This window comes from Pantoea sp. DY-5, from assembly GCF_019795955.1.
Classification (GTDB): domain Bacteria; phylum Pseudomonadota; class Gammaproteobacteria; order Enterobacterales; family Enterobacteriaceae; genus Pantoea; species Pantoea leporis.
Map to the genome: position 1 here is coordinate 909,852 of NZ_JAIMIE010000001.1, position 19,644 is coordinate 929,495.

Here is a 19,644-nt window from a genome sequence, read left to right on the forward strand (position 1 = left end):
CCTCCATCTTATTGCGCCAGCTTGAAGGTTTTCAGCTTCGCGGCGTTGCTGTCGTCAATCAGCACGCAATCCATCAGCTGCTTCTCCTCTTTCTGCGCTTTGCCGTTTTTCAGATAGTAATCCACCTGCTCGACGGCCATCTGCGCCTGATCCCAGCCCGGCTGCAGCACGGTGGCTTTGATGTTGCCTTTATTGATGATGGAGTCGCGGGTGTAATCGCTGCCGTCGAAGCCGACCACAATCACATTGGTTTTGCCCGCCGCTTTCAGCGCCGCTTCCGCACCCAGCGCCATGGTGTCGTTACCGGAGATCACGCCGACGATGTTGGGGTTCTTCTGCAGAATGGTTTCCATGCGGCTGAAGGCTTCAGTCTGGCTCCAGTTGGCACTTTGCTGCGCCACCATTTTCAAATCGGGATAATCATCCAGCACGTCGTGATAACCCTGCGAACGTACGCCCGCATTGGTATCTGACTCTTTTCCCAGCAGCTCGACGTAATCCCCTTTGCCGTTCAGCAGCTTGGCAAACTTCTCGGCACCGAGCTGTGCGCCCTGATAGTTGTTGGAGACGATTTGCGCCACGGCGATGCCGGTTTTGTTGATTTCGCGGTCGATGAGGAAGGTAGGAATGCCGGCATCTTTCGCTTTTTGCACCGGGCCAACCGTGGCATCCGCACCGGCGTTATCAAGGATGATGGCTTTGGCTTTGCGCGCGATGGCGGTTTCAATCAGCTGATTTTGCTTATTAACGTCATCATCGTGTGAAGCCACCAGCGTGGTGTAACCGAGCGCTTTGGCTTTCTCTTGTGCGCCGTCGGCTTCAGCTTTAAAGAACGGGTTGTCATGCGATGGCGTAATGATGGCCAGCAACCCCTTATCCGCCGCCAGCGACGCCGCCGAGATCATCATGATTGAAGCAAGTAGAGAGACTTTGAGGACAGAGGCTTTCATTTGTTATCTCCGATTGAATATATATTCAATTGCGATTTTATATGCATAATGACTATGCGCTGGCTTTCTGAGCACGTCCATTGCCCGATCCTCAAAAAGCGAAAACGATCACAAAATGTTCTGCGTTGTTATTTATGACAGGCTGATTAACAATACCAGGCAGGTTAAGAGAGAGAAAAAACCATGGCAAAACAGGATGAACAGCGGCTGATGGTGAAGATCGCCACGCTTTATTATGTGGAAGGCAGGAAGCAGTCCGACATTGCGCAGCTGTTGAAGCTGTCGCAATCTTTTGTGTCGCGCATCCTTAATCGCAGCGTGAAAGAAGGTGTAGTGAAGATCAGCGTGGTGCCGCCGGCCAATGTGTTCCCTGAGCTGGAAAAAGCCATTGAGCAGCTCTATCAACTGCCACAGGTGATTGTGGTGGATGTGCCGGATCAGGCTTCCGCATTGCAGATCAAACAGGCGATCGGCTCCGCCGCCGCGCATTATCTGGAAACGCGGGTGCGTGCCGATGAGCTGATTGGCATTTCATCCTGGAGCGGCACGATTCGTGCCATGGTGGATGCGCTACATCCGCTTAGCGCACCGTGCAAAGGGGTGATTCAGCTGCTGGGCGGCGTGGGCGCCAACGGCAATGTGCAGGCCACGATTCTGACGCAGAATCTTGCCGCGCTGCTGGATTGCCCGGCGTGGCTGCTGCCGTCGCAGTCGATTGAGCATTCGGTGCAGGATCGCCAGCGTTTATCGGTTAATCCCGATGTCGCGGTGGTACTGGAAAAGTTTGATCAGGTGGACCTGGCGATTGTCGGCATCGGCGATCTCGAGCCGTCCGCCCTGCTGCGTAATTCCGGCAACTATTACGACGGTGAGATGCTGCAAACGCTGGCTGAACGCGGCGCGGTGGGCGATATCTGCCTGCACTATTTCGATGCCGACGGTCAACCGGTGCTGAGCGCAGAGGAAGATCCGGTAATTGGTATGGAGTTGGCGCAGGTAAAACGCTGTCCGCAGGTGGTGGCGTTAGCGGGCGGCAAAGAGAAAGCGCAGGCGATTCGCGGGGCGTTGCGCGGCGGTTATGTGCAGGTGTTGATTGTGGATTATCCGACGGCGCGATTGTTGGTGTAGCGGCGCAATTCATTGCGTCATAAATCGCGCCGCAACAGATAGGTGTACAGCATCAACCGATGGTACGGTAGGCGGTGGTGACTTTCCATAAATAACGCGGGGCCTGCGCCGCCGGATGCTTATTCTGTACGTGCTGGTAAAACTCGTCCGGCGTCATGGCGTTAATCATCGCAATTGCACGCTCGCGGTCACGCGAGAAGGTACGCAGCAAGGCACCGGCACCGTTGGCGTAGGAGACAATGGTGGCGTAACGCAGCGTCAGCGGATCGCGAATTCCGGCTAAGGCGGAATCCTGCAGAATTTTCAGGTAAGCCGCGCCAATATCGATGTTCTTGGCCGGATCGCGCAACTCGGACGAGGATGGCTGACCATGACGGCCCTGGGTGCGATAGACTTCGCGGCCCGCGGTCGAGGCCTTAATTTGCATCAGACCAACCGCATTGGAACGGCTCACCACGGTGGGATTGCCTCCGGATTCGACACTAATAATGGCGCTGATTAACTTCTCATCAACGCCATAATGACTGGCGGCATCTTCGGTAAACATTGACCATGCATCATTTACTTTCGACGGCGGTGCCTGAGTTAACGGCGTATTCTTCTCGGGCAGTGCCGGTTTTTCCGGCTCGCTGGAACAGCCAGCAAGCAGCAGTGCAGAAAGCATAAGTAGGCGAATTTTCACTGATTTTTGGTTCCGCAATAGGGTTGGCGCAAGCTATCATACCTGGCGCAGCGCGATGCAAAATTACCGTTTATCCTAAATCGGTAAAAAACCTTATGCTACCGTGACTTCGATAACGCATTTCGTCATCATCAGCAGGCCACTCTACAGCAGGATGGAAGTTATGGTTACTCCCCGCACGCTACGTCTCATCGCCCCTTCCGGTTATTGCCACAATCAGGACGCCGCCCAGCGCGCGGTGAGTCGTTTACAGGCTGCTGGCCATCATCTTGACAATCTATCGGCGATCACCCGCCGCTTTCAACGCTTTGCCGGCGATGATGCGCAGCGGCTGAATGATATCAATGCGCTGGCCACGCTGGAGCCGCTGCCTGATATCGTGCTGGCGGTGCGTGGCGGCTACGGCGCTTCACGTTTGCTTGATAAGATCGATTACGTTGGCCTGCAACGTCGATTGCTCAATCAACCAGTAGCGCTGTGCGGCCACAGCGATTTCACCGCGCTGCAGCTGGCGTTACTGGCGCAAATCGGGCTGATCACCTTCAGCGGGCCGATGCTGGCGGGTAACTTCGGCGCCGAGGCATTATCTGATTTTACCGAATCGCACTTTTGGCAAACGCTGACATCACCTACAGTCAATCTAAGCTGGCGCAGCACCAGCCCGGATCACGGCCGCTGGCAAGGCACTTTATGGGGCGGCAATTTAGCGATGATTTGCTCGCTGATTGGTACGCCGTGGATGCCGCAAATTGAAGGCGGGATTCTGGTGATCGAAGATGTGAACGAACATCCGTTCCGTATCGAGCGCATGCTGATTCAGCTGCAGCAGAGTGGCATTTTGTCGCGCCAGCAAGCGATTATTACCGGCAGCTTTACCAGCACATCGCTGTCGGCGTATGACAACGGTTTTGATTTTGCCACCGTATGGCAGCGCATTCGTGACGAGTTTCAGATTCCCGTGATTAGCGATCTGGCTTTTGGACACGATGCCGATACCGTGACGCTGCCGCTGGGCGCTAGCGCCACGTTGCAGATCGAGAATGGAGAAGCACAGTTCGCCTTCACCGGCCACCCGACATTGCGCTAACGTGTTGCCGCAGGAGACCGACAATGAAGCCACTGTACGACGATTTGTGGATCTCCACGCCAGAATTCCCCGCCGAAGAGACGGCGAGTGACTTAATGATGCATGGCTTTATGCTGTGCCACCCACGCGGCAATTTATTGATTGGCCGCGTGGAGCATCCGCTCGATCATGAGTTCCTCAACGATGCCGGCGGCGTCATTCGCCACTATTTAACTCACTGGCACGAAGCCGCGCCGGGAGCGATCGCCATTCAGCAGCGCTTTAATAGCGCGCTCTATTGCCACAGTCGTTCGCTCGGGCCGGTCAGTTTGGTGATTGAGCCCGATGAAACTTTCACTCAGCAAGAGACGCACTTCGGCGATTTTCACCTGCTGCCGACGCCCGGACATACGCCCGGCAGCAGCAGCTATCTCTATCACTCGCCGCTCGGCCAAACTTATCTTTTTGTTGGCGATACGCTGACTCGCGATTACAACCGCTGGATCAGCGTGCTGATGCCAGAAAGCAATCCCACTGAACTGCAGCAGTCGCTGGAGCTGTATCGCTCGTTACGTCCCGATGTGGTGTTGATGAGCACCACGCGCGGACATCTTTCGTGGGCTAAGGTGAATTTGCAGAGCTGGCTGGCAGCTATTGATGAGGCGGAGCAGTCACCGCTGGATCTGCGCCAGCGGCAACTGATTTAAATCACGAGTTTGGACGCGCGCTGTCGTCGTAGCGTTCCAGCGACAGAATCTGCGCATCGCGCTTATCGGTGCGGCTGCACGGCAAGAGCTTGTTGCTGTTGGCGTAGACGAAGAACGTTTCATCGTTCTTTTTGTTCACGATTAACTGATCGCCATTACGAAAACGGGTGATGGCAACTTTGTCGCCGCCTTTCAGGCTGGTGCGCTGCTGCCCGGCAGCAATTTGGAAGTGACGCGTCGGCCACATTAAGGTGCTCAAACCATATTCGGCACGCGATACCGTCATGGTGGGACGGCCGGGACAAGTGATTTGATATTCGGTTTCGCTCCAGGCGGGCGCTATCTGACAAGCCAGCATGCCAACGGCCATAACTATCGCCTTCATTGGGTTCTCCGCTGAGGTTAAATGATGATTTCGTGGAGTGATTGGCTTTGCTACTGCATTCCATGAACGTTATCTAACAGCAGCAAAGCCTGGTACATCATACGTGGCGAGATTGTGCGAGAGCAGGAACTACTCAGCGGCCACTTGCGCCGCGACTAACATCAATGCCAGCCCGGCCTCTTCGGCTTCAAAACGCTGCATCACTTCCTGAATGGCCGCTACGCAGTTCATTACCTGCTTCTTTTTGTCGGCTTCTAATTTGTCGATCGCGTGCTGAAGAATCATTAAACTCGCTTCTTCTTCTTTCATTAATTTACCCTTGTTTTGCTTACCTGGTGCGCAACGCTGGCAAGAATACCGTTTATCTGCTAGTAAAGTCACCCCTTTACATTCCTTCCGCTTAACGATTATACAAATGACAAATGGGAAGCAGCGTCAGACCTGCTATGATCCACTTATCAGTACGCATAGGCGTGCCATTGCAAACCAGGGAATGAAGCAGGTGCTCATGTGGCGAATTACGGTTGTACTCACCCTTTTACTGTTAGCTGGCTGCAGTTCCGCACCGAAAGGTGTCGACTGTCCGGGCGAAGTGTCGACGATTTATGGACAATCGATGGGCAACACGCAGGCGCGGATCTTTGATTTGGTGAGCGCCTTCGCCGTATCGCGCGATGGCGTGAAGGTGCAAAGCGGCACGCTGCATTCCACCGATCGCTTTCAGTACGTGCCATCCTCCATCACCGCTGAAGGCTTCTACGCGCAACGTCTCTCTGATAAACAGTTCCGCCTGATCAATCCTTATCAGAACACCATGATTACCTGGACGTGCCCATAAGCCGTGCGTCGCAGCGTGAGATGGTTTATTGTCTGCCCATCTCACGCTGCGGACCTGCATGATGGAAAAGAGTCTGGATAACAACGGCTATATCGATTTCCCCTTCCCGGCCAGCACCAATGCGGATGGCTCGGTGAATCCCTGTGGATTCGACCTGACGCTGGAAACCGATCGCATTGATGAGATCACCGCCGGTAAAAATTCTGAAAATATGCGGCGTCTGCTGGAAGAAGTGAATCTGCAGGATGGCTTGTTTATGACGCTGGCCTGCGACTGGCAGCAGCGTGACGATGGCGTGTGCGGATTTATCGATGTGGCATTTCGTCCGACGGTGGCAGGCTCCAATACGGAAGAGACACAAAGCCTCGATCAGGCGTTTGAAATCTACCTCAGCCGCCAGGAGAAGCAGCACAACATGCAGAGCGGCACGCTGATCAATTACGCGCGCGCCGTGCTTGATTGGGGTTGGTCACCGCTGCAGCAGCGCCACATGCGCTACGAAAAAGTGACTTTGCGCTATTACTGCCAGCAGGCCGACGATGCCGAATGGTGTTTTGATCATCTGCGCCACTTTTTGGTCAGCTGGTATCCGGCTTATCGCGGTAAGTCATAAGACCAGATATACACGCTCCCGCCTTTCTGCTGCGCGCAGAATTTTCGCGTACTGCAAACTGCTGTTACAACCTTTACCGCTGCGTCATTTGCTGCCTGCAGTTTCTCTGACTACGCTTTACAGGACATTCACCACGATCAGGGAGTAATTATGAGTGACAAAGCGGAAGCAAAATTGAATGAAGCGGCAGGTGCCGTTCAGGAAAAATTTGGCGAATTCACCGGTTCACGCCGTCAGCAAGCCAAAGGTGCGGCGCGTCGTTATCCGGCTCAGGCCAGCTATGCGGTTCAGGATGCAGCGGATTGTGTGGTGAAATCGGTGCGCGATAATCCCGCGACCGGCCTGGCAGTTGCAGCCAGCATTGGTGTAATTGTCGGTTTTCTGCTCGGACGTAAGTAATCCGTCATAACGGGGCCGTGTTGGCCCCGTTGTTGGTTGTTCTTTTACAGCATCAAGCCTGCGAACGCCGCGCCTTATAGCGCGCGACCATGGTCATCAACGCCTGATAAATTAATCCCGCGTATAAACTCATCACGATCACCATGCCGATTTCTTTGCCCTGCGCCTGCCACGAAACAAACCACATAAAAATGCCCCACAACAGGGAAAACAGCAGCCAGCCTTTGACGAACTTGATTACACCTTGCATACCACCTCCTCAAACGTAAGCGCTGAAGATAGCGGTTTAGTCTCTGATACACACTGCCATCAATACGTAAATGTTAACTGATTCAAAATTCTGCGAAAGGGAATGTAAACCAACGATGATGTAGAATATTGCGCACGCGTCGCATATCGCCATCGGCGCGTTTATGTTTGAATTCCCGCCAACACTGTCCGGCATGTGGTTGAAATGAATTATTTAAGCAAGATACAAAGTTTTATTGAGGGCAACACGGTGCTGTCGGCCGCTTTTAGCCTGGTGTTATTGATGTTTGCCGGCATGATCGCCCATCTGATCTGTAAATTCTTCATCGTTAAGGTGGTCAGAAAGGTGTTCTTCAGCACGCACAAAAATCAGGTGCCGCTGGATAAGGACGTCAGGCTGTCGGAGAAGCTCTCTAACTTTATCCCGGTGATCACGGTCTATTATCTGCTGCAGTTTATGCCGGATTTACCGGAGCATCTGCTGATCGCGATAAAGACCATCTGCGGCATTCTGTTCTTCGTCTATTTATCGCTGTTCTTTACCGAAGTGCTGGAGATCGTTAATAACTCCTATTCGAAAAAAGCCAAACGCAAAAATCATTCGATCAAGGGTTATATCCAGGTCGGCAAGATTCTGGTGCACATTATTTCGGCGATCATGATTCTGGCGATTATGTCGAATAAATCGCCGGTGATTATTATCTCCAGTTTGGGTGCGGTAGCGGCGGTATTGATGTTGGTGTTCCAGCACACGCTAATGTCGCTGGTGGCGAATATTCAGGTGTCATCGAACGATGTGCTGCAACTCGGCGACTGGATTGAGATGCCGGATAACGGCATCAGCGGCGAAGTGATCGATATCGCGCTGCATACCATCACTATTCGCAACTGGGACAATACGCTGTCGCGCATCCCCACCAAAAACTTCCTCACCGAAACCTACACCAACTGGCAGGCGATGTTCTCCTCCGGCGCGCGCCGTATTATGCGCAGTTTCCATCTCGATCAGATGTCGATACGTTTTCTCGATCACGAGATGGTGCAGCAGATGAGCCAAATCCGCGGTGTCAGTGAGCAACTCTCGGCGCTGATGGATGGCCGCGACAGCAATGCGGTGGGCGAACGCTGGTTTGCAGAAAACGGCATCACCAATCTGACGGTGTTTCGTAAATACCTTACAGCGTGGCTTTCGCAGCGCGACGATATCAAGAAAGATATGTATATCGTGGTGCGCGCCATGAAGCCTTCGCCAGAGGGCTTGCCGGTCGAGGTTTATTGCTTCACCTCGTCAGTGCTGTGGGTGGATTACGAGGATTCGCAGTCGGCCATTTTTGAGTATATTTACGCGATTGTCGGTCACTTCTCGCTGCGGATGTATCAGCAACCGGGCGGCAGCGATTTCTGGCGGCTGTCGCAGGAGCGTGCTCAAATCGCTAAACACAATGAGCAGCAAGTCGATTAATGCATAAAAAAACGGAAGCGATTAGCTTCCGTTTTTTTCTGATGATGAGTGAATAGCCTGAGCTTATGGCATATCGGTGAAGACGCTGATTTTTCAACTTTATTTATTGTACCCCTGCATGTAAAATTCGCATCTATTTTGCAAATAATGATGTCGTCATGGCTAATATTTCACTATGTTGAAATTATTCTCACGTTTTTTATCAGTTGGCATCATTAACACCCTGATTCATTGGATGGTGTTTGCAGCCCTGTATTGTCTTAATACCCGCCAATGGCTGGCTAATCTGTTGGCTTTCATTGTCGCGGTAACATTTTCATTTTTTGCCAATGCACGCTGGACGTTTAAAGCCGAAGCGACAACTTTTCGCTATGTCATCTTCGTGGCCTTTATGGGCATGATGGCCGCAGGCATTGGCAGTTTCGCCGATCATACGCATATTAATCCGATTATTACGCTTATTTCATTTTCAATAATAAGCCTGGTATTCGGCTTCATCTATTCAAACTTTATTGTTTTTAAGGTGAAAAAATGAAAATTTCCCTGGTCGTTCCCGTCTTCAATGAAGAAGACGCAATACCGGTATTTTATCGGGAAGTGAGAGAAAAACTCACAGAATTTGATATTGAAATTCTCTTTATCAATGATGGTAGTAAAGATTCAACGGAAAAAGTCATCAGTGCTCTCGCCGATAATGACCCTGCAATTAAAGCGATTAATTTTACGCGCAATTTTGGCAAAGAGCCGGCTTTACTCGCCGGACTGGAACATGCTAGTGGCGATGTAGTAATCCCTATTGATGTAGATCTTCAGGACCCTATCGATGTTATCCCAAAGCTTATCAGTAAATGGCAGGAAGGATGGCAGGTGGTTCTGGCAAAACGCATAGATCGTACCAGTGACAGCAATTTTAAGCGAAAAACTGCTGAGTGGTTCTACAGACTTCACAATAAAATCAGTCACCCTAAAATTGAGGAGAATGTAGGAGATTTTAGACTCCTCTCGCGTGAGACAGTTGAAAACATCAAACAACTGCAAGAAAGAAATTTATTTATGAAAGGCCTTCTGAGCTGGGTTGAGGGTGATACGGCGATTGTTGAGTATTCACGTGTCGAACGCAAAAGCGGTGAGAGCAAATTTAATGGTTGGAAGTTATGGAATTTAGCTCTGGAAGGTTTCACAAGTTTTTCAACCTTCCCTTTGAGAGTTTGGACCTATATCGGTTTCACCGTTGCTGCCATCTCCTTTATTTACGGTTTATGGATGATTATGGACAAGCTTATCTGGGGAAATTCCGTAGCCGGTTACCCCTCAATTTTGGTATCCATTCTTTTTCTGGGTGGCATTCAGTTAATTGGCATTGGCGTTTTGGGCGAGTATATCGGCAGAATATATATCGAAACCAAGAAAAGACCACGATATTTAATTAAGAACTCTAAAGGGATTAAGAAATGTTAAGTTCACAACAAATGAAGCGAATGATATGGTTACTTCTAATTGCATTCACTTTTGTAGCCTCATGGTATTTAACCTTCCGCTACTTTCCTTTTGAGCCGGATGTTGCTAACAGCCCGCTGGTATGGCGAGGTTTTTTAACTGAAGGATTTTCAGTTTTTAAGGATTGGTATCCAACGCCGGATAACTGGTACTTTACAGTTTATCCTATAAACTTTATTTTCTTCAGCTTACTTTCCAGTGATGGGCGTTTCGCGCTGACCTTATCAACAATGTTCTTTATATTCATCACACCGCTCATTGTTGCTGTTATTGTCAATGTAACTAACAAAAAAATTAGCTTTATATTCGCCCCTATCCTCATTATCTCATTGCCCGCTTACTGCTATATTTACGGTTTTATCGCGCATCCTTTTTCACATTACTCCACTAACTTTTTTGGCATCGTTGTATTTGCACTCTGCTTTTTTAACCTCAAAAAGCAATCGACCGCCATCTGCCTGCTTTACAGCTTATTATCCCTGCTTGCTGCCGTTTCAGATCCGTGGTTTGCAGCAACATATTTCCTTCCACTTTTACTGACACATTTCTATTTCACATGGCAGAAAATTATCACAAAAAAAATCAGCATAATTTATCTAATCACATTCATTTTTACTATGATTCATGCCGTGCCGCGTTGGCTGCACATTCCTATTCAGCAATTTGAGTTAGTGCCATTTTCGCAATGGTCTGTCAACATTGAATGGGTTATTCATGTAATGGGCCGCAGTCTCAATTTGTTTTTTTTCGATAATAACATTGCTTATTCCGTTTCATTACTTATTTGGTCAACCTTATTTATTCATGCTTTAATCGTATGCTGGAAAAAAGGAAACCAGTCGCGGTTTATTGCTATTTTCTCATTCCTGAGCGTTGCAGCAATCATCTCATCATTCATAATTGGTTACGACATGCCTTATGAAGGCAGCGCTCGTTTCTTTGTTAACGCCTTTATTTTTCTGATGATGGTAATAACGCTGCGTTTTTCGTTCAAAAGTAATCCTCTTATTGCATTCGTTTTCGCCTTATTCCTCTGCTCTTCTTATTACTCTTACTATAAATATAGTGCCCCTATTGCCGATCAGGAGGCTAAAACCCGGGCTTATATTGACTTTCTTAAGAAGAATAATTTGATGTTTGGCTACAGCGATTATTGGCAACTCGCTAATAATGTCAACTGGTTATCTGAAGAAGAAATTCATATAACCTCAGTCCTTTGGCAGGACAGTTTTCAGATAATGTCTGACAGTCCACGTCGCCAAACAATGCGTTCCTGGCTAAAACCCGATTTTATTCAACAGTCCCCTGAGCGCCAGTTTGTGGCCATACCTGCCGTCGAGACTGCAGATGAAAATAGTGAAGCCAATCGCCGCGTGAACGCCATTCGCAAACAGTTAGGAGCGGCTGATGAAGTGATGACCTTCGAAGGGATGACAATCCTGGTTTATAACCACAGGATTGTGTTTCCATAATTCAACGGGAAACAACATCGTTAATCATCAGACAAAAAAACGGGAGCCATCGGCTCCCGTTATGCTTTCTGCCTAAATGACAAATTACATGTTGCTGATGATCGCGTCACCAAACTCTGAACATTTCAGCAGTTTAGCGCCATCCATCAGACGTTCGAAATCGTAGGTCACGGTTTTGTTAGCGATTGCGCCTTCAACACCTTTAACGATCAGGTCAGCCGCTTCGAACCACTCCAGATGACGCAGCATCATTTCAGCTGACAGGATCACTGAACCTGGGTTCACTTTATCCTGACCTGCATACTTCGGTGCTGTACCGTGCGTCGCTTCGAACAGGGCACATTCGTCACCGATGTTGGCGCCTGGTGCAATACCGATACCGCCAACCTGTGCCGCCAGGGCATCAGAGATGTAGTCACCGTTCAGGTTCATACAGGCGATCACGTCGTATTCCGCCGGACGCAGCAGGATCTGCTGCAGGAAGGCGTCGGCGATCACGTCTTTAACGATGATCTCTTTACCGGTGTTCGGGTTCTTGAACTTCATCCACGGGCCGCCATCGATCAGCTCGCCGCCGAACTCTTCTTTCACTAACTGGTAACCCCAGTCTTTGAAAGAACCTTCGGTGAACTTCATGATGTTGCCTTTGTGAACCAGTGTCAGAGAATCACGGTCGTTGGTGATGGTGTATTCAACCGCTGCGCGCACCAGACGTTTAGTGCCCTCTTCCGAGCATGGCTTAACGCCGATACCACACTGCTCAGGGAAGCGAATTTTCTTCACGCCCATCTCTTCGCGCAGGAACTTGATCACTTTATCCGCTTCTGGCGTGCCCGCTTTCCACTCGATACCGGCATAGATATCTTCTGAGTTTTCACGGAAGATCACCATGTCGGTCTCTTCTGGACGCTTAACCGGGCTTGGCGTGCCTTTGTAGTAGCGAACCGGACGCAGACACACGTACAGATCCAGCTCCTGACGCAGCGCAACGTTCAGAGAACGAATACCGCCACCAACTGGGGTAGTCAGCGGGCCTTTGATGGCAACGCGATATTCTTTGATTAAATCGAGGGTTTCCTGCGGCAGCCAGACGTCCTGGCCGTAGAGTTCTACTGATTTTTCGCCGGTATAAATTTCCATCCAGGAAATTTTTCGCTCGCCGTTGTAGGCTTTCTTCACAGCGGCATCAACCACTTTCAACATTACCGGGGAAACATCAACGCCGATACCGTCACCTTCAATGTAAGGAATAATCGGGTTATTCGGAACATTCAGTTTTCCCTGATCCAGGGTGATTTTTTGACCTTCCGCCGGAACAACTACTTTGCTTTCCATCAACCTCTCCTTCGAGCGATTTTTTGTTAATGATTTGTAAGATGCGGGTCAATACTACTTGATTATTTCCGCTACGCCAATCACCGTAGTTTCGCGCTATAATGCGCCGAATGTTTCCGACTGCAAAGCCCATGCGAAAAACTTCTCAACGAATTCACCGGGATAAGCGCGCAAGCGCCCCGGCACGTAAGCCCGTGCGCCGCGATACCCGTCCGAAAGGCCCAATACGCGTCATACTCTTTAACAAACCATTCGATGTTTTGCCGCAATTCAGTGACGAAGCCGGACGCCGCACGCTGAAGGATTTTGTGCCAGTGAGCGACGTTTATGCCGCGGGCAGACTCGATCGCGATAGTGAAGGCTTGATGATTTTGACCAACGATGGCGCGCTGCAGGCCGCGCTGACACAGCCCGGCAAGCGCACCGGAAAGGTCTATTTTGTGCAGGTGGAAGGTGCGCCGCAGGAATCAGATTTATCCCTGTTACGCAGCGGCGTGACGCTGAACGATGGCCCCACTTTGCCGGCAGGGATTGAGTTAGTGGACGAGCCAGAGTGGCTATGGCCGCGCCAGCCGCCGATTCGTGAACGCAAAGCGATTCCCACCAGCTGGCTGAAAATCACCCTGTTTGAGGGACGAAATCGCCAGGTGCGCCGCATGACGGCACACATCGGCTTTCCGACATTGCGCCTGATTCGCTTTGCGATGGGCGAACATCAGTTAGGCGATTTGCCCCCGGGTGAATGGCGCGATATCAGTGCAGCCATTTAATAACTTTTAGTTAACAATTTCGGAGGAAGGATGTTTAAACCTCATGTAACGGTCGCCTGTATTGTGCAGGCACAGGGACATTTGCTGGTGGTTGAAGAGCGCGTGCACGGTCGTATTACCTGGAACCAGCCCGCCGGGCATCTTGAGGCCAATGAAACTCTTCTCGAAGCCGCCCAGCGTGAACTGTTTGAAGAGACCGGCATTGAAGCCGAACCCGAATATTTCCTCGGCGTGCAGCAGTGGATTGCGCCGGACGATACACCTTTTGTGCGTTTCCTGTTTGGCCTCGATCTGGCCGAAAAAGTCGACACCTCGCCGCACGATCGCGACATCGATTGCTGCTGGTGGCTGCCGCCAGAGCAGATTCTGACGGCGAATCGCCTGCGTTCGCCGTTAGTGGCAGAGAGCGTGCGACTGTGGCAACAAGGCGAACGTTATCCGCTGCATCTGGTCGCGCCGTTCCAGTGGCCGTTTCATGAGGGTGCGCGCCCCGCTTCTGCATGATAGAATGCGCCGCCTGTTTTTATCGTAATTTAAGAGTGCGTCATGTCTGACAACAGCCAGAAAAAAGTGATCGTCGGAATGTCCGGCGGCGTCGATTCTTCCGTTTCCGCCTGGTTACTGCAGCAGCAGGGCTATCAGGTTGAAGGCCTGTTCATGAAGAACTGGGAGGAAGACGATGGCGAGGAGTACTGCACCGCCGCCGATGATCTGGCTGACGCACAAGCCGTATGTGACAAGCTCGGCATCAAACTGCACAAAATCAACTTCGCCGCTGAGTACTGGGATAACGTGTTCGAGCACTTCCTGGAAGAGTACAAAGCCGGCCGCACGCCGAATCCCGACATCCTGTGCAACAAAGAGATCAAGTTCAAAGCCTTCCTCGAATTCGCGGCGGACGATCTCGGCGCAGACTTCATCGCCACCGGCCACTATGTGCGCCGTCAGGATGTTGACGGTCAAAGCCGCCTGCTGCGCGGCCTCGACGGCAACAAAGATCAGAGCTATTTCCTCTACACGCTCAGCCACCAGCAGATCGCGCAAAGCCTGTTTCCGGTTGGCGAACTGGATAAGCCGGAAGTGCGCCGCATTGCTGAGCAGCTGGATCTGATCACCGCGAAGAAGAAAGATTCCACCGGCATCTGCTTTATCGGCGAGCGCAAATTCCGCGAATTCCTTGGCCGCTATCTGCCAGCGCAGCCGGGCGAAATCGAAACCGTTGACGGCGAAATCGTCGGTGAACATCAGGGCTTGATGTATCACACGCTCGGCCAGCGTAAAGGCCTGGGCATCGGCGGCCGTAAAGAGAGTAACGACGATCCCTGGTATGTGGTCGACAAAGATGTGGCGCGCAATCGCCTGATTGTGGCGCAAGGCGGCGAGCATCCGCGCCTGATGTCCGTGGGGTTGATTGCCCAACAGCTGCACTGGGTTGATCGCCAGCCGATTACCGCCCCGCTGCGCTGCACGGTGAAAACCCGCTATCGCCAGACCGACATTCCGTGTGAAATCATTCCGCACGGCGACGACCGTATTGAAGTCCGTTTTGACGAGCCGGTTGCGGCCGTCACGCCAGGCCAATCCGCCGTGTTCTATCTCGGTGAAGTGTGCCTCGGCGGCGGCATTATCGAACAACGCCTGCCTCTGGCAGAAGCCTAAGGTCGGCGCTGCCCGACGCGATGACAGGAGTTAAGCGTGGCTAAGAACTATTATGAGATTACGCTGGCGCTGGCGGGCGTATGCCAGGCCGCCCATGTGGTGCAACAGCTCGCGCAGCAGGGACATTGCAATAACGCGGCACTGAATGTGTCGCTGCGCAGCCTGATCGATCTCAATCCCGGTTCAACGCTGGCGGTGTTTGGCAACGACGAAGCCAATGTGAAAGTTGGATTAGAGACCTTGATGGCGGTGCTGAACAGCAGCAATCGTCAGGGCGCCAGCGCCGAACTGACGCGTTACACCTTAAGCATGATGGTGCTGGAGCGTAAGCTGCACGGCAACAAAACCGCGATGAATACGCTGGCACAACGCATCGGCCAGCTCGACCGCCAGCTGGCGCATTACGAACTGGAATCGGACACCATCACCAGCGCGATGGCCGGTATTTACGTGGATGTGATTAGCCCGCTGGGCCCGCGCATTCAGGTGACCGGTTCGCCGCAGGTATTACAGAATTCACAAGTGCAGAGTAAAGTGCGCGCCGCGCTGCTGGCCGGCATTCGCTCTGCGGTGTTATGGCAGCAGGTTGGCGGTGGCCGTCTGCAGCTGATGTTCTCGCGCCAGCGCTTGCTGAGCGAAGCCAAAACCATTTTATCCCGCCTGGGCCCGGCGTATTAAGCGCCGCCCCGGCATAATTGTTAAACGATTCAGGAGTTGCACTGATGGAATTATCCTCTCTGACCGCCGTTTCACCTGTCGATGGTCGTTACGGCGATAAAGTCAGCCCACTGCGCGCCATTTTCAGCGAGTTCGGTTTGCTGAAATTCCGCGTTGAGGTTGAGGTTCGCTGGTTACAGAAACTGGCTACGACTGTAGAGATCAAGGAAGTTCCTGCATTTGATGCCGACGCAAACGCTTTCCTTGATGCCATTGTCGCCAATTTCAGCGAAGAAGACGCGGCGCGCATCAAAACCATCGAGCGCACCACCAACCACGACGTTAAAGCCGTGGAATATTTCCTGAAAGAAAAAGTGGCCGATGTAGCCGCGCTGCATGCGGTGTCTGAATTCATCCACTTCGCCTGCACCTCCGAAGATATCAATAACCTGTCGCATGCGCTGATGCTGGAAACCGCACGTCGCGATGTGATCGTGCCGTTCTGGAATCAGCTGATCGAGGCAGTTAAAGGTCTGGCGCATGAATACCGTGACATTCCGCTACTGTCACGCACCCACGGTCAGCCGGCAACGCCGTCAACCATGGGCAAAGAGATGGCGAACGTGGCATACCGTCTCGAGCGCCAGTTGCGTCAGCTGAGCAAAATTGACGTGCTGGGTAAAATCAACGGTGCGGTCGGTAACTATAACGCCCATATCTCCGCTTACCCGGAAGTGGATTGGCACCAGTTGAGCGAGCAGTTTGTTACCTCGCTAGGCATCACCTGGAACCCTTACACCACGCAGATCGAGCCGCACGATTACATCGCAGAGCTGTTTGATTGCATCGCGCGCTTCAACACCATTCTGATCGACTTTGATCGTGATATCTGGGGCTACGTGGCGCTCAATCACTTCAAGCAGAAAACCATCGCCGGTGAAATCGGTTCGTCCACCATGCCGCACAAAGTGAACCCGATTGACTTCGAAAACTCCGAAGGCAACCTCGGTCTGGCTAACGCGATGATGCAGCATCTGGCCAGCAAACTGCCGGTTTCACGCTGGCAGCGCGACCTGACCGACTCAACCGTGCTGCGTAACCTTGGCGTGGGCATTGGTTATGCGTTGATCGCTTATCAAGCCACACTGAAAGGCATCTCTAAACTGGAAGTGAACCGCGATCGTCTGCTGGACGAGCTGGATCACAACTGGGAAGTACTGGCTGAGCCGATCCAAACCGTGATGCGTCGTTACGGCATCGAAAAACCGTACGAGAAGCTGAAAGAGCTGACGCGCGGTAAACGCGTTGATGCTGCAGGCATGCAGACCTTTATCGATAGCCTCGAACTGCCGGAAGAGGAAAAAGTGCGTCTGAAGCAGATGACGCCAGCCAACTACCTCGGCCGCGCGATTCAGATGGTTGATGATTTAAAATAGTCGCCAGCAACAGGTGTGTGTTTTGGGTGCGCATCAATGCGCACCCTACGACATCCGCGCTGTAGGGTCGCCATTTATGGTGACCTGATGTCTTCCAACATCGCCCAGTGTTAATCTGCGGTTTAGCTGCCTTCGCATATACTCACTCCATCATCACTACGTTCGAAGCTAAGGAAATACTATGCGTGTTCTGGTTGTGGAAGATAATGCGCTGCTGCGCCATCACCTCGCCGTGCAATTGCGTGAAATGGGCCATCAGGTCGACGCTGCAGAAGATGCCAAAGAAGCGGATTATTTCCTGCAAGAACATATCCCCGACATCGCGCTGGTCGATCTCGGTTTGCCCGATGAAGATGGCATGTCGCTGATTCGCCGCTGGCGCACCGATGCGGTACGTCAACCGATTCTGGTGTTAACCGCGCGCGAAGGCTGGCAGGCCAAGGTGGAAGCGCTGGAAGCGGGTGCCGACGACTACGTCACTAAGCCGTTCCACATTGAAGAAGTGGCTGCACGCTTGCAGGCGCTGATGCGTCGCAACAGCGGACACGCGTCGCAAATTATCTCCATGCCGCCGTTCCAGGTCGATCTCTCTCGCCGCGAACTGACGGTGCAAGATGAACCGGTAAAATTGACCGCTTTCGAATACACCATCGTCGAAACCCTGATTCGCAACGCGGGTAAAGTGGTGAGCAAAGATTCGCTGATGCTGCAGCTCTATCCGGATGCCGAACTGCGCGAAAGTCACACCATCGACGTGTTGATGGGCCGTCTGCGTAAAAAAATTCTCTCACTCTATCCAACCGAAGTGATCAACACCGTACGCGGCCAGGGCTATCGCTTTGATCTCTGATTTATGACGTGGTTCCGGCGTTTACGCCCCTTCTCTCTCCGCGCTCGTTTTCTGCTGGCGACCGCGGCGATCGTGTTGTTTTTGTCACTCTCCTACGGCATGGTCGCGGTGGTTGGCTATGTCGTCAGTTTCGATAAAAATACCTATCGCGTGATGCGCGGCGAGAGCAATCTGTTCTTTACGCTGGCGCAGTGGCACGACAATCAGCTCACCATCGGCCAGCCGGAGCGCATGACGCTCAATTTCCCCACGCTGGTCTTTATCTACGATGAACGCGGCAAACTGCTGTGGCAGCAGCGCGATGTGCCCGAAATCCGCAAAAAGATCCATCGTGAATGGCTGCTCAAGCCCGATTTCTACGAAATCGATACCAGCAATCGCACCAGCATGGCGGCGATGGGCAACAACCCGCAGGCGAAAGAGCGGCTGCACGCGCTGGATAGCGACAGCAGTGACACCTTCACCCACTCGGTCGCGGTCAATCGCTACGATGCCACCACCAACTTACCGGCGCTGACCATTGTGGTGGTCGACTCAATTCCGCAAGAGTTGCAGCATTCCGATGTGGTGTGGTCGTGGTTTAGCTATGTGCTGGCGGCCAATCTGCTGCTGGTGATCCCGCTGCTGTGGCTGGCGGCGCACTGGAGTTTGCGGCCGATAGGCGATCTCACTTCGCAGGTGCGCGAGCTGGAAACCGGTCAGCGCGAGAATCTTGATGACAATCCGCCGCAAGAGTTACGCAGTCTGGTGCGCAATCTTAACCTGCTGCTGACCAACGAACGTCAACGCTACACGCGCTATCGCACCACCTTGTCGGATGTCACCCATAGCCTGAAAACCCCGCTGGCAGTGCTGCAAAGTACGCTGCGATCGTTACGCAATGGTAAAGAGTTAACCATTGAACAGGCCGAACCGGTGATGCTGGAGCAGATCAGCCGCATCTCGCAGCAGATTGGTTATTACCTGCATCGCGCCAGCATGCAGGCCGATCACAATCCTCTGCAGCGCGATTTGCATTCGGTTTCGGCGCTGCTCGATAGCCTGTGCTCGGCACTGAATAAAGTCTATCAACGCAAGGGCGTGGCGATCACGTTGGATATCTCGCCGGAGCTGACCTTTATCGGCGATAAGAATGACTTTATGGAAGTGCTTGGCAACGTGCTGGATAACGCCTGCAAATATTGCCTCGAATTTATTGAAGTCACCGCACGACAAACCGACAACACTTTGCATCTGTTTATTGATGATGACGGCCCCGGCATCCCGGAGAGCAAACGCGATCTGATCTTCGTGCGAGGTCAGCGTGCCGACACCTTGCGTCCCGGCCAGGGATTAGGTTTAGCCGTGGTGCGCGACATCCTCGAACAGTACGCCGGCCAGGTGATCGCCACCACCAGCCCGCTCGGCGGCGCGCGTATGGAAGTGATTTTCCAGCGCCAGGAAGTCGAGCATCACCGCGAGTAGAAAGGGACGCGGGCTGTTATACTTG

At 52.2% G+C, this 19,644-nt stretch carries 23 protein-coding genes; 17 read left to right on the forward strand and 6 right to left on the reverse strand.

Features of this window, described 5'->3' with window-relative positions; all coding sequences use genetic code 11:
- Window positions 1-8: 8 nt before the first annotated feature.
- Entirely contained in the window at window positions 9-950 is a 942-nt protein-coding gene (locus K5Y30_RS04250; protein WP_222181828.1) for a D-ribose ABC transporter substrate-binding protein, read from the reverse strand.
- A 183-nt stretch (window positions 951-1,133) separates the two neighbouring features.
- Here K5Y30_RS04250 and K5Y30_RS04255 point away from each other — a divergent pair, with 183 nt between their 5' ends.
- On the forward strand, window positions 1,134-2,078 hold the full coding sequence (locus K5Y30_RS04255) for a sugar-binding transcriptional regulator (protein WP_222210562.1): 945 nt from the start codon (window positions 1,134-1,136) through the stop codon (window positions 2,076-2,078).
- Between the two features lie 52 nt (window positions 2,079-2,130).
- Here K5Y30_RS04255 and emtA read toward each other — a convergent pair whose 3' ends face one another.
- Complete coding sequence (gene emtA, locus K5Y30_RS04260; RefSeq protein WP_222181827.1) at window positions 2,131-2,760, reverse strand: membrane-bound lytic murein transglycosylase EmtA; 630 nt, start codon at window positions 2,758-2,760, stop codon at window positions 2,131-2,133.
- A 163-nt stretch (window positions 2,761-2,923) separates the two neighbouring features.
- Here emtA and ldcA point away from each other — a divergent pair, with 163 nt between their 5' ends.
- Complete coding sequence (gene ldcA / locus K5Y30_RS04265; protein ID WP_222210563.1) at window positions 2,924-3,847, forward strand: muramoyltetrapeptide carboxypeptidase; 924 nt, start codon at window positions 2,924-2,926, stop codon at window positions 3,845-3,847.
- A gap of 23 nt (window positions 3,848-3,870) precedes the next feature.
- Window positions 3,871-4,533 (forward strand): MBL fold metallo-hydrolase, encoded by a 663-nt coding sequence (locus K5Y30_RS04270; RefSeq protein WP_222181825.1) that lies wholly within the window; start codon window positions 3,871-3,873, stop codon window positions 4,531-4,533.
- A 1-nt stretch (window position 4,534) separates the two neighbouring features.
- Here K5Y30_RS04270 and K5Y30_RS04275 read toward each other — a convergent pair whose 3' ends face one another.
- Together K5Y30_RS04275 and K5Y30_RS04280 are read right to left on the reverse strand one after the other, a co-directional pair.
- The gene (locus K5Y30_RS04275; RefSeq protein WP_222181824.1) at window positions 4,535-4,918 is read right to left on the reverse strand and encodes a hypothetical protein; all 384 of its coding nucleotides are present in this window, start codon (window positions 4,916-4,918) and stop codon (window positions 4,535-4,537) included.
- Window positions 4,919-5,047: 129 nt separating this feature from the next.
- The gene (locus tag K5Y30_RS04280) at window positions 5,048-5,227 is read right to left on the reverse strand and encodes a hypothetical protein (protein ID WP_008108187.1); all 180 of its coding nucleotides are present in this window, start codon (window positions 5,225-5,227) and stop codon (window positions 5,048-5,050) included.
- 199 nt (window positions 5,228-5,426) lie between these two features.
- On the opposite strand from K5Y30_RS04280, the gene K5Y30_RS04285 reads away from it, so the two are divergent.
- From K5Y30_RS04285 to K5Y30_RS04295, 3 genes are all read left to right on the forward strand, one after another.
- Window positions 5,427-5,756, forward strand: a complete 330-nt coding sequence (locus K5Y30_RS04285) for a hypothetical protein (protein ID WP_222181823.1) — start codon at window positions 5,427-5,429, stop codon at window positions 5,754-5,756.
- Window positions 5,757-5,817: 61 nt separating this feature from the next.
- Window positions 5,818-6,369 carry a hypothetical protein gene (locus K5Y30_RS04290; protein ID WP_222182882.1) on the forward strand — a complete coding sequence of 184 codons (552 nt, stop codon included), beginning with the start codon at window positions 5,818-5,820 and terminating at the stop codon, window positions 6,367-6,369.
- 150 nt (window positions 6,370-6,519) lie between these two features.
- Window positions 6,520-6,768: a CsbD family protein gene (locus tag K5Y30_RS04295; RefSeq protein ID WP_007891510.1), complete on the forward strand. Its 249-nt coding sequence runs from the start codon at window positions 6,520-6,522 to the stop codon at window positions 6,766-6,768.
- Between the two features lie 52 nt (window positions 6,769-6,820).
- Here K5Y30_RS04295 and K5Y30_RS04300 read toward each other — a convergent pair whose 3' ends face one another.
- Entirely contained in the window at window positions 6,821-7,018 is a 198-nt protein-coding gene (locus K5Y30_RS04300; protein ID WP_176970275.1) for a DUF6404 family protein, read from the reverse strand.
- 204 nt (window positions 7,019-7,222) lie between these two features.
- Between K5Y30_RS04300 and K5Y30_RS04305 the strand changes: the two genes are divergently transcribed.
- The 4 genes from K5Y30_RS04305 (at window position 7,223) to K5Y30_RS04320 (ending at window position 11,448) form a co-directional block, all read left to right on the forward strand.
- Window positions 7,223-8,479, forward strand: coding sequence for a mechanosensitive ion channel family protein (locus tag K5Y30_RS04305; RefSeq protein ID WP_217546926.1), 1,257 nt, complete (start codon window positions 7,223-7,225; stop codon window positions 8,477-8,479).
- Window positions 8,480-8,654: 175 nt separating this feature from the next.
- Window positions 8,655-9,014: a GtrA family protein gene (locus K5Y30_RS04310; RefSeq protein ID WP_192413622.1), complete on the forward strand. Its 360-nt coding sequence runs from the start codon at window positions 8,655-8,657 to the stop codon at window positions 9,012-9,014.
- Entirely contained in the window at window positions 9,011-9,937 is a 927-nt protein-coding gene (locus K5Y30_RS04315) for a glycosyltransferase family 2 protein (RefSeq protein WP_222181821.1), read from the forward strand. Before K5Y30_RS04310 ends, K5Y30_RS04315 begins: the two co-directional genes overlap by 4 nt.
- Complete coding sequence (locus tag K5Y30_RS04320) at window positions 9,931-11,448, forward strand: hypothetical protein (protein ID WP_222210564.1); 1,518 nt, start codon at window positions 9,931-9,933, stop codon at window positions 11,446-11,448. The genes K5Y30_RS04315 and K5Y30_RS04320 overlap by 7 nt, the downstream gene beginning before the upstream one ends.
- An 84-nt stretch (window positions 11,449-11,532) precedes the next feature.
- Here K5Y30_RS04320 and icd read toward each other — a convergent pair whose 3' ends face one another.
- Window positions 11,533-12,783, reverse strand: coding sequence for an NADP-dependent isocitrate dehydrogenase (icd, locus tag K5Y30_RS04325; protein WP_007891496.1), 1,251 nt, complete (start codon window positions 12,781-12,783; stop codon window positions 11,533-11,535).
- 101 nt (window positions 12,784-12,884) lie between these two features.
- Between icd and rluE the strand changes: the two genes are divergently transcribed.
- The 7 genes from rluE to phoQ all read left to right on the forward strand — a co-directional run bounded on the left by rluE (window position 12,885) and on the right by phoQ (window position 19,619).
- Window positions 12,885-13,553 carry a 23S rRNA pseudouridine(2457) synthase RluE gene (gene rluE / locus K5Y30_RS04330; RefSeq protein ID WP_370634171.1) on the forward strand — a complete coding sequence of 223 codons (669 nt, stop codon included), beginning with the start codon at window positions 12,885-12,887 and terminating at the stop codon, window positions 13,551-13,553.
- Between the two features lie 30 nt (window positions 13,554-13,583).
- A complete protein-coding gene (locus K5Y30_RS04335) occupies window positions 13,584-14,057 on the forward strand; it encodes an NUDIX domain-containing protein (protein ID WP_222210566.1) in 474 nt (157 codons plus the stop codon).
- Between the two features lie 42 nt (window positions 14,058-14,099).
- Window positions 14,100-15,212 (forward strand): tRNA 2-thiouridine(34) synthase MnmA, encoded by a 1,113-nt coding sequence (gene mnmA / locus K5Y30_RS04340; RefSeq protein ID WP_222210567.1) that lies wholly within the window; start codon window positions 14,100-14,102, stop codon window positions 15,210-15,212.
- Between the two features lie 36 nt (window positions 15,213-15,248).
- Window positions 15,249-15,890 (forward strand): high frequency lysogenization protein HflD, encoded by a 642-nt coding sequence (hflD, locus tag K5Y30_RS04345; RefSeq protein WP_222210568.1) that lies wholly within the window; start codon window positions 15,249-15,251, stop codon window positions 15,888-15,890.
- Between the two features lie 44 nt (window positions 15,891-15,934).
- The gene (gene purB, locus K5Y30_RS04350; RefSeq protein WP_222210569.1) at window positions 15,935-17,305 is read left to right on the forward strand and encodes an adenylosuccinate lyase; all 1,371 of its coding nucleotides are present in this window, start codon (window positions 15,935-15,937) and stop codon (window positions 17,303-17,305) included.
- Between the two features lie 181 nt (window positions 17,306-17,486).
- Window positions 17,487-18,155 carry a two-component system response regulator PhoP gene (gene phoP / locus K5Y30_RS04355; protein WP_176970284.1) on the forward strand — a complete coding sequence of 223 codons (669 nt, stop codon included), beginning with the start codon at window positions 17,487-17,489 and terminating at the stop codon, window positions 18,153-18,155.
- A gap of 3 nt (window positions 18,156-18,158) precedes the next feature.
- A complete protein-coding gene (gene phoQ, locus K5Y30_RS04360) occupies window positions 18,159-19,619 on the forward strand; it encodes a two-component system sensor histidine kinase PhoQ (RefSeq protein ID WP_101760810.1) in 1,461 nt (486 codons plus the stop codon).
- The last annotated feature ends 25 nt before the right edge of the window (window positions 19,620-19,644 follow it).